We start from the raw sequence: 13356 nt of genomic DNA, 5'->3' as shown, positions 1-13356 counted from the left end.
GGGAACAAGTACCGCTATACTTGTTCCCTTTTACCTTTTAGTTGAAATTACTTACCTAAAAGATAAGCAAAAATAAGAGGTGCTACAATGGTAGCATCGGATTCTACTATAAATTTAGGGGTGTCAATATCTAATTTACCCCAAGTAATCTTCTCATTAGGCACTGCTCCTGAATAAGAACCGTAGCTGGTGGTAGAATCGGAAATCTGACAGAAATACGACCAGAAAGGTACGCCTTCCCATTCCAAATCTTGATACATCATAGGTACCACGCAGATAGGGAAATCACCAGCAATACCGCCTCCTATTTGGAAGAAACCTACGCCCTTACCCGCTGAATTGGCACGATACCATTCGGTGAGATAAATCATATACTCAATACCTGTTTTCACAGTAGAGGCTTTCAAGTTTCCTTTGATTACATTGGCAGCGAAGATGTTACCGGTAGTTGAATCTTCCCAACCTGGACATACGATAGGCAAGTTCTTTTCGGCTGCTGCCAATATCCAAGAGTTTTTAGGGTCGATTTCATAATATTGCTCCAATACCCCCGATTTCACTACTTGATATAGATATTCGTGAGGGAAATAGCGTTCACCCTTACTTTCGGCTGCGTGCCATACGTCTTCTAAGTGTTTTTGCAAACGACGGAAAGCTTCTTCCTCAGGAATACAAGTGTCGGTTACACGGTTGTAATGACCGTCGAGGAGTTCTCTTTCTTGCTCAGGAGTGAGGTCGCGGTAATGAGGAACACGCTTGTAATGAGAGTGCGCTACAAGATTCATCACATCTTCTTCGAGGTTCGCTCCTGTACAAGAGATAATATCTATTTTTCCCGCGCGAATCATCTCGGCAAGCGAAATGCCTAATTCTGCCGTACTCATTGCTCCAGCAAGTGCTACGAGCATTTTTCCGCCTTCAGTGATATGGGTTTCATATCCTTTGGCAGCATCAACTAAAGCTGCTGCATTAAAGTGTAAAAAGTTTTTCTCGATAAATTGAGAAATAGGTCCTTTACTCATTTCTTTACTTTAAAATCTAAATTGTTGGTGCAAAGATAATACATTTAAATTTACTGACAAATTATCACGGACAAAAATATTATAATGATGAAAACGAGCTTAATAGTATAGGGCAAAATTAGGGATAAGAAATAAGAAAAGAAAACGAAATTATAAATAACAAGAAAATGTACTTTTGGAAGAAAAAATCTTATACTTAGCTTATAGGAAGCTTATACGAATCTTGGACGATTGGTATAGAAAGGGTATGTAAATAGTTGATAATAAGAGGTTAAGAGTGAAGAAAAAAGGTAATTTTGAGGGCAATAAAACGAAAGAAAAACAAAGGAGCAACGAGCTAAGATACACGAACGAGAGAGAGCCAAATAAAGAGATGTGAGGTACAGAAACTTTCTTGTTTGATTAATTATTAAAAAATTCCTTATCTTTGTGCTTTCAACTGATATTCTTATAAGAACGATGAAACGACTACTTTTTATCTTTACTTTATTATTTTGCTCTTATGTGGTAAAAGCTCAAGAGAACGCACAAGCTTACAATCAAGTTATCAAGACTTTGGGAATTCCTAAAAACGAGATTGATAAAGACTTGTATACTGAAAAGGTATTGCCTTACGACACTCATAAATTGGTAATGGTATTTCCTATAAGAAAAGGGAACGACGAAAACGAGGCAACATTTGACCTTTATGTGGTGGTGTATGACTTCTTACAACAACGAATAACACAGTCGTATAAGGGAATTGATGAGTATTATTCGGATGCTGTTGAATTACAAGAGCTTTCTATTGATACGGCTAAGTTTATACTTACCGAAGGAATACGTGCTTTTGGCATTCGGGCTTTCTATAAAAATGGTAGCAAAGTAAATCCTTATTCTGAAGAAACATTTAGTTTGTTTTTACCAGAAAATACCTCTCTTAAAAAAATACTGCATCAATATCAATTAAGTACATATAACGGGGAATGGAACTATAACTGTGAAGGAAGTTGGTCAGATGAGAGTAATTCTATGTTTATAATGGATAGTAAAAAAACAAATGGCTATTTCAACATTAAGGATAAACAGACTTTTATTAAAAAAGCTACAGATAAAAATTGCGATGATAAAGTAGTGGAAAAAAGCACTAAAACTGTATTCTTGAAATATAACGGCAAGGAGTATAAAGAAGAATAGATATTGATTATTGAGGTATTAAAAATAAAAATATCTTTTTTATGTTGCTTTCTTAAATTATATTGTTACCTTTGCAACTTAATATATAAACACTAAAAAGTAAATAAAAAAATGAATAAATCTGTTTATATCATCGCTACCAATGCACACAGCGGTAAGTCGGTGGTGAGTTTGGGTGTGTTGCAAATGATTATGCGCAACACTGCTAAGGTAGGTTATTTTAGACCTATTGTAGAAAGTAAATCTAAAAAAGACACTTTCATCGAGACTGTCTTGGAGCACTTTCAGCTCGATATGAGTTACGATGAAGCCTATGCCTACACACGTCAGGAGGTTATCGCTCTTAAAAACGAAGGCAATATAGGGGAAGTATATGACACTATCATCAAAAAATATAAAGCCTTAGAAAGCAAATTCGACTTTGTTTTAGTGGATAGTTCAAGTACTATAGACGATAGCTATTTCGACACAAACTTCAACGCTTCGGTAGCACAAAGTCTCAACATTCCTGCTTTGATAGTGCTTAAAGACAACTTTTCATCAGAAGTTGAATTGGTGAACCAAGTACAGGAAGATCTTAACAACTTCTTGGAAAAAGATTTGCGCGTACTTAGCGTATTTGTAAATAAGGCTACCAATGCTACTGCTGATACGCTCAGCAAATTAGAACAACGCTTTAAAGATATAACCTTCACTTTGATTCCGCGCAAAGAAGAGCTTTCACGCCCTACTATCCGCGAGATAGCCAATGCACTCAACGTTGAATTCCTTTACAAAGGCGATAATATAGACGTTACCACCAAACGTACCATTGTGGGAGCTATGCAACTTTCTAACTATTTAGCCAAACTAAACGAAGATACTTTGGCTGTACTCCCTACTGACCGTATTGACCTCATAGCAGGTTCTTTGGTGGCTAACTATTCCAATTTCTCTAATATCAAAGGGGTAGTACTATACGGCGACTTAACCCCCGACCCTTCAATGAGTAAAATTTTAGATGGTATCCAAAAGAACATTCCTATAATGATAGCTAAAACAGATACTTTTGAAACTGCTAATATCATTGGGAATACAAAATCAAGCATCTATCCTGAAAATACTGAAAAGGTAAAAATGCTTCTTCAACTATTTGATGAAAATGTAGATGCTGCGAAACTCAACAGCAGTATAGCCTCTTTCAAATCGGAAACTATTACCCCTCGTATGTTTCAATACAATATGGTACAAAAAGCACGTGCAGGACAAAAACGCATTGTGTTACCAGAAGGTACTGACGACCGTATTCTTACTGCGGCTTCTCAATTGGCAGAGGACGAACTCGTTTACCTCACTATCTTGGGAGAACCGGAAGCAATTAAAACACGAGCTAAGAACATTTTGGGCTTGAAATGGAACGAAGAGCGTATCAGTATTATCAATCCCGCTGAAAGTGATAAATATGAGGCGTATGCTGAAAAACTATACGAATTGCGCAAGAGCAAAGGATTGGAGCTTTCGCAAGCCAAAGACTTAATGCTTGATGCGTCTTATTTCGGTACAATGATGGTATTCTTAGGCGATGCTGATGGTATGGTATCAGGAGCAGTAAACACTACAGCCCACACTATCCGTCCGTCTTTGCAATTTGTAAAGACAAAACCAGGGGTGAACACGGTATCATCAGTATTCTTTATGCTCTTGCACGACCGCGTACTAGTATATGGTGACTGCGCCGTAGTGCCTAACCCCACTGCTGAACAATTAGCCGATATCGCTATTAGCTCTGCCGACTCAGCTATTGCTTTTGGTATTGAACCTAAGGTAGCACTCCTCTCCTACTCTTCTGGTAATTCTGGTAGTGGTGCCGATGTAGACAAAGTGCGTGAAGCAACAGCACTTGTAAAAGAGCGTCGCCCCGAGTTACTCGTAGAAGGACCTATACAATATGACGCTGCGGTAGACCCAAAAGTAGGGAAACAAAAGATGCCAAATTCACCTGTAGCAGGACAAGCCAATGTGCTTATTTTCCCCGACCTTAACACCGGTAATAACACCTATAAGGCGGTGCAACGCGAAACAGGCGGTTTAGCCATAGGTCCTATGCTACAAGGATTAAAGAAACCCGTAAACGACCTCAGTCGTGGGGCTCTTATCCCGGATATTTACAACACTGTACTTATCACTGCGATACAATCAGAGTTTTAGTATCCTCCCCTACCCCCTCTCCCAAGGAGGGGAAAACTAACGACTAATAACAAAAGACTAAAATGGAAATATTAATCATTAATTCAGGGAGTTCATCTCTCAAATATCAGCTTATCGACTCTAAAACAGGAGAATCAAAAGCAAAAGGAATTGTAGACCGCATAAATATTGACGGTAGCTATGTGAAATATGTGGCTGTAAAAAACGGCAAAGAGATAGAAGTGAAGAAAGAACAACCTATCCCTACTCACGAAGTGGGTATGAATTTGGTAGCTGAACTTCTTACAGACCCCGAAGTAGGCGTTATCCACAACCCTAGCGATATTAAAGGGGTAGGACACCGCGTAGTACACGGAGGTGAGAAGTTTGTACAACCTACTGTAATTACTGATGAGGTAGTAGCCGAAATCAAACGCCTCATTCCGCTATCGCCTTTGCACAACCCAGGACATTTAGAAGGGATACGCGTAGCACAAAAACTGTTTAATAAAGCTACTCACGTAGCCGTTTTTGACACTGCTTTCCACCAAACAATGCCCGCCAAAGCTTTCCGCTATGCCATTCCTAATGAATACTATGAAAAATACGGATTGCGTGCTTATGGATTCCACGGCACTAGTCATAAGTACGTAGATGCACAGGCTCGTAAACACCTTAATAATCAACATATCAAGAACATTACCATTCACTTGGGCAATGGGGCAAGTATGGCTGCTGTAAACGAAAAAGGACAATGTGTAGACACTTCAATGGGACTTACACCACTCGATGGACTCATTATGGGAACGCGTACTGGGCAGATAGATGCCTCAGTAGCTTTTTTCTTGGGGCAAGAACTGGGTATGAGTTATGAAGAAGTGAAAACACTATTCAACAAGAAGAGTGGTATGCTTGGACTTACAGGGCACTCTGACGCTCGCGATGTGGCAGCTCTATATCGTTCAGGTGATGCCAACGCAGCCCTTTGCTACGAGATGTACGGCTACCGCATTGAGAAGTTTATAGGCGCTTACACAGCAGCACTTAATGGGCTGGATAGCATTGTATTTACCGCAGGTTTGGGCGAAAACGATGCTCTTACACGTTCATTTGCTTGTAAGCACTTAGATTTCTTTGGTATCAAGCTCGATGAGAAGAAAAACGAAGAGCTCAATCATCCTACTAAACCCGTAGAGATTCAAGCTGCTGATAGCCGTGTAAAGATACTTATCATCCCTACTAATGAAGAATTACAAATAGTAAATGAGATAGTAGATTTGGTAAAATAACTAATAATTAGACTATATACTTTGCCAAAGGAACGAGTCGCATAGGCAATTCGTGTCTTTGGCAAAGCTTTTTAAAACAACTCTCAGTAATGAAAAACTTATATAACGAAGTCGATAAAAACGAAATACTACATCGTTTAGAAAATTTAAAAGTAGATGCTGAGCGTCAATGGGGAAAAATGAACATTGTACAGATGTTAGCCCATTTGAACGCCTCTATAGAAACACCCTTAGGTAAGAACTTTCCGAAGAGAATGTTCATTGGTAGAATCATAGGAAAATTGATGAAGAAAAAGTTTCTAAACGACCAACCAATGGCAAAAAACGCTCCAACCGATAAAATGTATGTCGTTACCAATATTTCTATTGATGATTTTGACAGGGAAAAGCAAAAAACTAAAGAACTCATCACCCTTTTCTACACCAATGGAAAAGAAAAATGTAGCACTCACCCACATTCTTTTTTTGGGAAACTCTCTCCTGACGAATGGGGTATTCTTCAATGGAAACACTTCGACCACCACTTGAGACAGTTTGGAGTATAAAATCAATTATATAGAAACTCAAATTATGCCAAAATATGTTTTTTATACTAATGAAGAATATATAACATAAGGTAGAAAAATAGGAATTGGTTTTTGAGAAAGAAGTTATAGCAATACTTTTTTCCATCGAATGTATTTGTAATTTAAAAATAATAATTACTTTTGCATTCTGATAAGTAATGATACACTATCACCGAACTATAAAATAATTTAATTACTAAAAACCTTTGGTTGCTGAAAATGAACATCTTATTTTTAAGTTATTTTCACTCTGCACGTACTCATTCCTTGCAAATTAAGTTTAAGGCTAAGAGCCTTTCACCGCTTCGTATTTGAATTAGGTGTAATTAGGTAATATGGATAGATAGCCAAGATGTTATCTGAATATTTTTTTACTAAAAAATTACTCATTATTTAAATTACACTATACAAATGAAAAATAAATATATCGACCTAATTGACCAAACCTATTACTTCCCACAAGACGAATTTACCTTAGATGGCGATGAACTTCGCTTTCACAATATCGATTTAATGGAGCTCGTACGCAAGTATGGAGCACCGCTTAAATTTATGTATCTTCCAAAAATATCCGAGAATATTCAGCGCGCCAAAAGATGGTTTGAAAAGGCTATCAAAAAACACAAGTACAAAGGAGCATACAACTATTGTTATTGCACTAAAAGTTCGCATTTCAAACACGTAATGGTAGAAGCATTGAAGAACGATATTCATATGGAAACCTCTTCAGCTTTTGATATCAATATCATCAATAATCTTATCAATGACGGACTTATTAGTAAAGAGACTCATATTCTATGCAACGGTTTCAAGCGCGATGCTTATATCGATGGCATTGCTGACCTTATCAATCGTGGCTACCACAACTGTATTCCTATCATTGATAACTATGAGGAAATTAATTTATTTGAAGAAAAAATAAAAGGTTCATACAGTATAGGTATTCGTATTGCTTCTGAAGAAGACCCTCGTTCAGAATTTTATACCAGTCGTTTAGGAATTGGTTATAAAAACATTGTTCCTTTCTACAACCGTGAGATTAAGGACAACCCTAAAGTACAACTCAAAATGTTGCACTTTTTTATCAATACGGGAATTAAAGACAATGCCTACTATTGGAATGAGCTCCTCAAGTGTTTGCGTGTGTATATCCAACTCAAAAAAGTTGCGCCTGAACTCGACAGCCTTAATATAGGCGGTGGTTTTCCTATCAAGAGCTCGTTGGCTTTTGAATTCGATTATGCTTATATGGTAGACGAGATTATCCGTCAGATAAAAATCACTTGTGATCAAGAAAAAGTGCCTGTACCAAATATCTTTACTGAATTTGGTAGTTTTACAGTAGGCGAAGCTGGAGGGGCTATTTATGAGATAATGTATCAAAAGCAGCAAAACGACCGTGAAAAATGGGATATGATAAACTCCTCTTTCATTACTACCTTACCTGACTCTTGGGCTATCAACAAGCGTTTTGTACTATTGCCTATTAACCGTTGGAACGATGAGTACGAACGCGTACTGCTCGGTGGACTCACTTGTGATGGTGACGATTATTACAACAGCGAACAGAATATGAACGCTATCTATTTACCAAAATACAACAAAAATAAGCCATTGTATATAGGTTTCTTCAACACAGGGGCTTATCAAGATAGTATTGGAGGAGTAGGAGGCTTACAACACTGTTTGATTCCACAACCTAAAATAGTACTTATTGATAAAGATAAAAATGGTAACCTTACCTCTCGTCTCTTTATGGAGCAACAAAAAGCTGACGAAATGCTGAAGATTTTAGGATACTAAATGCAGCATATACTTTGCAAAGTATTTCTAATAATACCTAAACATTTAATTCCTAGTTCTTAAAATCTAATATCTAACAAAATGAAATACATAATATTATTTTTCTTATCAATCACTACTCTATGGGCACAAGATACCACTTCCACTAAGAAGCATTACTATAAAATGTGGATAAAACCTTCTTTAAGTATCAATTATCTATCAATAGATATGGAAGATGAACCATTAAATCCTGCTTTGAAAAATAAGTCGTTATTGCCCAACTACCCACTTACGGTTGGCTTAGGATTTGGTATTCACAACACTTATATTAATCTTGATTATGCTCAGAGTGTTGCCCCTTTGCGCAATGAGAGTAAATATGGAAAAACAAGATATTTCGATTTTCAGTTACATTCATTTATAAGTCAAAAGATTTTACTTGATTTCTATTATCAAAGTTATAAGGGTTTTTACTATGAAGAAGGCAAGAATAATATTCAGATATTGGCAGATACTCGTATACAACAAATAGGTTCTGAAATGTTATATTTCTTCAACTTAAAAAACTTTTCAGTAAAGAATATTTTCAACCCCGATGGAGACCCATTGCAACCTACTTTTACTTGGTACGCAGGAGCTGGAATCTATTATCACAAAGTAGCAATTCCTGCTATTTCACTTGATGAGGATACTTTTAGACATATACAAGGAGGCTTCAGTGGAGGCGTTTCTGGAGGTATTGAAATATTGCCACGCCTTACCTTTACAGCTTTAGCAGGTATGGGATTCTATTTTGGAGGTGAAGTTAATCCACTAAGCAAAATGAAATTTAATCAGTACGTAAACTTTAGGCTTAATACTTCATTATCTTATACACAAAAAGACTGGTCACTTGCCTTTTCAATTCTTTACAACAACAAGAATTTGTACTTTAAAGATGTTGATTTACTGGGTATTAATACTGCGAATTTTAAACTTACATACATAAAACAAATCAAATTCTCTACTCGCCGAAGTAACAAAGTAACTCGTTATTTAGGAATGTAAAATTTAAGAGTAGAAGATTATCTTCTTCTTTTCACATTTTTTATAGTATCATCTATCACTCTGTCATAGATTTTACTCTTACCCAAATGTTCCTTTTGATAAGTTGTCAAATGTTGTATTAGTGCTTCTTTTTCTTGCTTATTATTAGAAGATTTTAAAAACAATCTATATTCTGACATAACCTTATAATACGCCAATTCATAAGAAGGTATATAACCATTTTCACTATATATTGCTACTAAGTTTAATACCTTTTCAAATTGTAATCCGTCAAAAGCCTGCTTCAAAGTGGTTAGCTGATGTTGTTTTGCTTTTTGAGAGCGAATACTTAAAAATATTTCTTCAGTATCAGGATATGATTTCAATGAATCACTCAATAATTTTATCTTACTTAAATCTGCTCTTTTATCAATATGAGAGAGATAATAAGCTATTTGTTCTCTTATTCTCGTCACTCTATTGAAGTCGAACTCAGCAATGTGTTCTTCATAATCTTTGGTAATTAAATCGTACTCTGTTTGAATTAACAAATACAACGAATCTAAGTCCTTATAAATCTCTCTTGTCTTTTGTGCGTTTAGTTCCAAAAAGTAAAATATACATAAATATAATAAAACTCGTTTCATAATCTTTATTGTTGTTTGATTAATGTCCTTGAATAATATCTGCATATTTATCCCAAGCTCTAGCTATCCTATATTTTTCTACAAATTCAATAGGTACATAAATAGCTTTCAATTTCTCATCATTATATGCTAAATAACCATCCAATATAGGAGGTTCTTTAGCCTCAAGTGTTATACTTTCTGGACAATTCTTCCCAAAAATACAATTACCTATATGTAAACATTTACTAGGGAAAGTCACTGAACGTAAATGCTCACAATCGTCAAGAGCAAAATCACTAATAAAGTTAAGATGTTCTGGAAAAATAATATAAATGAGCTTATTGCAACCATAAAATACATCTCTTCCTATAGAGCTCACTTTATTAAGTATTGGGTCAGCAGACATATTGATAGCCTCTACCTCAGTATCAAGCCATTTCTTCAAAACAGTATCATCTCTTGTAACTACAAAATCATACCTACGAGAAGTACTACTCTCAGAAGTATGTCCAGCTATGGGTTGATATGCTCTAACTAAAGGCGGTTGTAAAATAGATGAAGAGGAGGTTGATGCATTGAAAAAATTTACTCTCTTTTTAGGATCTTCTCCGTATTCATTTTTTCCTAATATACCTTCTGAAAAAAGTAAAAAGAAAGGATTATAGAAAGGTAAAAGCACATACCAGCCACTTTGCCCCAAGTCGTGTGAACGTTTCACTGATTGAGCTAAAATAAACCAAAACAATAATGTAAAGGATAAAAACTTTATCACTATTCCTAAAGTTACTACGGCATCTATTACACCCAAAAATATAAGAGCAAAATAATCTATAATAATAGATAGTCCAAACTCTGTACGCCTAATACGTCCTTCAAAAAGAAAGATATTCTTAAACATATATCACTAATTTATAATTACCTTATCTTTCTTATTCCTAACTTTATAGTTATTACTGCTGAATAGCATTTAAATACTCACAAGCTTTAGGACTATTATTCCTACACCCCTTCTCAAACCAGTAAATAGCCCTTTTTTGTGATTTATCCACACCAGTACCGGCATAATAGCAAAATCCTAAAATAGTTTGAGCTTCCTTGTCTCCTTGGTTGGCTGCTTTTTCAAACCAAAAGATAGCTTTAGTATACGACTGAGGTATTCCCTGCCCCTTGAAATAATAAGAGCCTAAATTGCGTTGTGCCTCAACATCACCTTGATTAGCAGCTTTCTCATACCAAAATACCGCATCACTATCCGATTGTGCCACTCCTAAACCTTTATAGTAACAATATCCTAAAAAACTCTGTGCCTCTGCAAAATCTTGATCAGCTGCTTTCTGAAACCACAATACAGCTTGTTCATCCGATTGTTTTACTCCTTGCCCTTTGTGATAGCACACACCTAATTTCGATTGAGCCTCAGCATACCCCTGTTCAGCTGCTTTCTGAAACCAATAAGCTGCTTTTTCATAAGACTGTACAACTCCTTTCCGATAGTAATAACAAAGTCCTAATTTCGTCTGTGATTTTACATCACCTTGTTCTGCTGCTTTTTCATACCAAGAAACAGCTTTAGGAAAGGACTGAGGTACTCCAATACCTTTTTCATAATTAGTTGCCAAACGCACCTGAGCTTCCATATCGCCCTTTGTGGCTTTCTCTACCAAAGTCTTAAAGTCTTCCCGTTGAGCATGACTCATAGCAAAGAAAAATAGCAAGCAAACAAACCAAGCTTTAAAGCAAAGTTTGTTCAGTTTTTTTAATACTCTTGAGTTGAATATTATATTCATATGTCAGCGAATTAAAAGTTAATAATAATGATAGTGAAGAGGTCAGTTTTATATTACATTATATTTTATTCGATGGCAAAGATAAAACATTATTTTATACAAAACAAGTTTTTTTTGATTATTTCTTACACACCTCTTAAAAATAGGCAATATATCATAACATATAAAATAAAGGAATCTTTTTAGTATATTTTATCTTTATTAAATCTTCGTTCATTCTTCGTTCATTCTTCGTTCATTCTTCGTTCATTCTTCGTTCATTCTTCGTTTATTGTTCGTCTTTTCTTCATCTTAGCTTCGCTCTTCCTTCGAATAAACCCTAATTTTCAAGTATATCACTTACCTCACAAGCTTTCTTTGCCTACTCAGTCAAAAACTTTTCACTCTTAACTTTTTACATATTTTTTGTATAACAATTGTTCAAGATTCATATAAGGTTCATATAAGCTAAGCCTTTCTCAGTTTTTCCAACAACTTTGTTAATTCTCCTACTTACCCTGAGACTCGTCCTTTCCCCTTCCAAGCAGTCCCACAACTTCAAACAACAAAAAAAGAGCAATTCTTTATCAGAATTGCTCTTCTTATAAGAAGGCGGCGACATACTCTCCCACGTGACCGTAGTACCATCTGCGCTAAAAGGTTTAACTGCTCTGTTCGGAATGGTAAGAGGTGAGACCTTTGACTATAACCACCTTAAACTTTTTAGGTGTCAGGGGTTAGGTTTCAGGGTAATCCCTAATGCCTATAACCTACTACCTGTAACCTTATTTTTTTAACATATAGGGATAAAAAACATATTTTTCAATTGACAATTGACAATGGATAATTGACAATTTTTCTGACTAACGTTCCAGTAAAAAAAGAATACTGCGCGAAAAGTCTACGGGTGATTAGTATTACTCGGCTATGATGTTACCACCGTTACACCTGTAACCTATCAACGTGGTCATCTCCCACGACCCTTAAAAGAAATCTCATCTTGTGGCGGGTTTCGTACTTATATGCCTTCAGCACTTATCCCATCCGCACTTAGCTACTCTGCTATGCCCTTGGCAAGACAACAGATACACCAGCGGTGCGTCCAACTCGGTCCTCTCGTACTAGAGTCAGATCCACGCAAATTTCTAACGCCCACAGTAGATAGAGACCGAACTGTCTCACGACGTTCTGAACCCAGCTCGCGTGCCACTTTAATGGGCGAACAGCCCAACCCTTGGGACCTTCTCCAGCCCCAGGATGTGACGAGCCGACATCGAGGTGCCAAACCCCCCCGTCGATGTGAGCTCTTGGGGGAGATCAGCCTGTTATCCCCGGCGTACCTTTTATCCTTTGAGCGATGGCCCTTCCATACGGAACCACCGGATCACTATGCTCTACTTTCGTACCTGATCGACTTGTAGGTCTCTCAGTCAAGCCCCCTTATGCCATTGCACTCTTCGCACGGTTACCAAGCGTGCTGAGGGAACCTTTAGAAGCCTCCGTTACTCTTTTGGAGGCGACCACCCCAGTCAAACTACCCTCCACGAATTGTCCCCTGCACTCTGCAGGGTTAGACCTCAGATAAGCAAAGGGTGGTATTTCAACAACGACTCCACAACTACCAGAATAGCCGCTTCTAAGTCTCCCACCTATCCTACGCATCACTTATCCAAGACCAATACGAAGATATAGTAAAGGTGCACAGGGTCTTTTCGTCCCACTGCGGGTAATCGGCATCTTCACCGATACTACAATTTCACCGAGCTCATGGCCGAGACAGTGTCCAAATCGTTACACCATTCGTGCAGGTCGGAACTTACCCGACAAGGAATTTCGCTACCTTAGGACCGTTATAGTTACGGCCGCCGTTTACTGGGGCTTCAATTCAAACCTTCGTGTTACCACTAAGCTCTCCTCTTAACCTTCCAGCA

10 protein-coding genes and 2 rRNA genes (1 of these 12 only partly in view) are annotated in these 13356 nt (G+C 37.0%); 6 read left to right on the top strand and 6 right to left on the bottom strand.

Features of this window, described 5'->3' with window-relative positions; all coding sequences use genetic code 11:
- Nucleotides 1-47: 47 nt before the first annotated feature.
- Nucleotides 48-1022 (bottom strand): deoxyhypusine synthase family protein, encoded by a 975-nt coding sequence (locus COCH_RS09440; protein WP_002671829.1) that lies wholly within the window; start codon nucleotides 1020-1022, stop codon nucleotides 48-50.
- Between the two features lie 459 nt (nucleotides 1023-1481).
- Here COCH_RS09440 and COCH_RS09435 point away from each other — a divergent pair, with 459 nt between their 5' ends.
- The 6 genes from COCH_RS09435 to COCH_RS09410 all read left to right on the top strand — a co-directional run bounded on the left by COCH_RS09435 (nucleotide 1482) and on the right by COCH_RS09410 (nucleotide 9051).
- Complete coding sequence (locus COCH_RS09435; protein ID WP_015782897.1) at nucleotides 1482-2198, top strand: PA3715 family protein; 717 nt, start codon at nucleotides 1482-1484, stop codon at nucleotides 2196-2198.
- 111 nt (nucleotides 2199-2309) lie between these two features.
- On the top strand, nucleotides 2310-4385 hold the full coding sequence (gene pta, locus COCH_RS09430) for a phosphate acetyltransferase (RefSeq protein ID WP_015782896.1): 2076 nt from the start codon (nucleotides 2310-2312) through the stop codon (nucleotides 4383-4385).
- A 62-nt stretch (nucleotides 4386-4447) separates the two neighbouring features.
- Complete coding sequence (locus COCH_RS09425) at nucleotides 4448-5653, top strand: acetate/propionate family kinase (RefSeq protein ID WP_015782895.1); 1206 nt, start codon at nucleotides 4448-4450, stop codon at nucleotides 5651-5653.
- Nucleotides 5654-5742: 89 nt separating this feature from the next.
- The gene (locus COCH_RS09420; RefSeq protein ID WP_009750439.1) at nucleotides 5743-6198 is read left to right on the top strand and encodes a DUF1569 domain-containing protein; all 456 of its coding nucleotides are present in this window, start codon (nucleotides 5743-5745) and stop codon (nucleotides 6196-6198) included.
- Between the two features lie 432 nt (nucleotides 6199-6630).
- The gene (locus COCH_RS09415) at nucleotides 6631-8022 is read left to right on the top strand and encodes a type III PLP-dependent enzyme domain-containing protein (protein WP_009422080.1); all 1392 of its coding nucleotides are present in this window, start codon (nucleotides 6631-6633) and stop codon (nucleotides 8020-8022) included.
- Nucleotides 8023-8103: 81 nt separating this feature from the next.
- Nucleotides 8104-9051, top strand: coding sequence for a DUF4421 family protein (locus tag COCH_RS09410; protein ID WP_015782894.1), 948 nt, complete (start codon nucleotides 8104-8106; stop codon nucleotides 9049-9051).
- A 17-nt stretch (nucleotides 9052-9068) separates the two neighbouring features.
- Here the strand turns inward: COCH_RS09410 and COCH_RS09405 are convergent, their stop codons facing one another.
- The 5 genes from COCH_RS09405 to COCH_RS09385 all read right to left on the bottom strand — a co-directional run.
- The gene (locus tag COCH_RS09405; RefSeq protein ID WP_015782893.1) at nucleotides 9069-9722 is read right to left on the bottom strand and encodes a hypothetical protein; all 654 of its coding nucleotides are present in this window, start codon (nucleotides 9720-9722) and stop codon (nucleotides 9069-9071) included.
- The gene (locus tag COCH_RS09400; RefSeq protein ID WP_015782892.1) at nucleotides 9697-10557 is read right to left on the bottom strand and encodes a DUF805 domain-containing protein; all 861 of its coding nucleotides are present in this window, start codon (nucleotides 10555-10557) and stop codon (nucleotides 9697-9699) included. The genes COCH_RS09405 and COCH_RS09400 overlap by 26 nt, the downstream gene beginning before the upstream one ends.
- Before the next feature lie 52 nt (nucleotides 10558-10609).
- Entirely contained in the window at nucleotides 10610-11446 is an 837-nt protein-coding gene (locus tag COCH_RS09395) for a tetratricopeptide repeat protein (protein WP_015782891.1), read from the bottom strand.
- Between the two features lie 586 nt (nucleotides 11447-12032).
- A 5S ribosomal RNA gene (gene rrf, locus COCH_RS09390) occupies nucleotides 12033-12142 on the bottom strand.
- Nucleotides 12143-12316: 174 nt separating this feature from the next.
- A 23S ribosomal RNA gene (locus COCH_RS09385) occupies nucleotides 12317-13356 on the bottom strand; it runs 1803 nt beyond the window's last position.

The sequence above is a fragment of the Capnocytophaga ochracea DSM 7271 genome, from assembly GCF_000023285.1.
GTDB classification, from domain to species: Bacteria; Bacteroidota; Bacteroidia; order Flavobacteriales; family Flavobacteriaceae; genus Capnocytophaga; species Capnocytophaga ochracea.
This window is presented reverse-complemented; position numbering and strand designations above follow the sequence as displayed.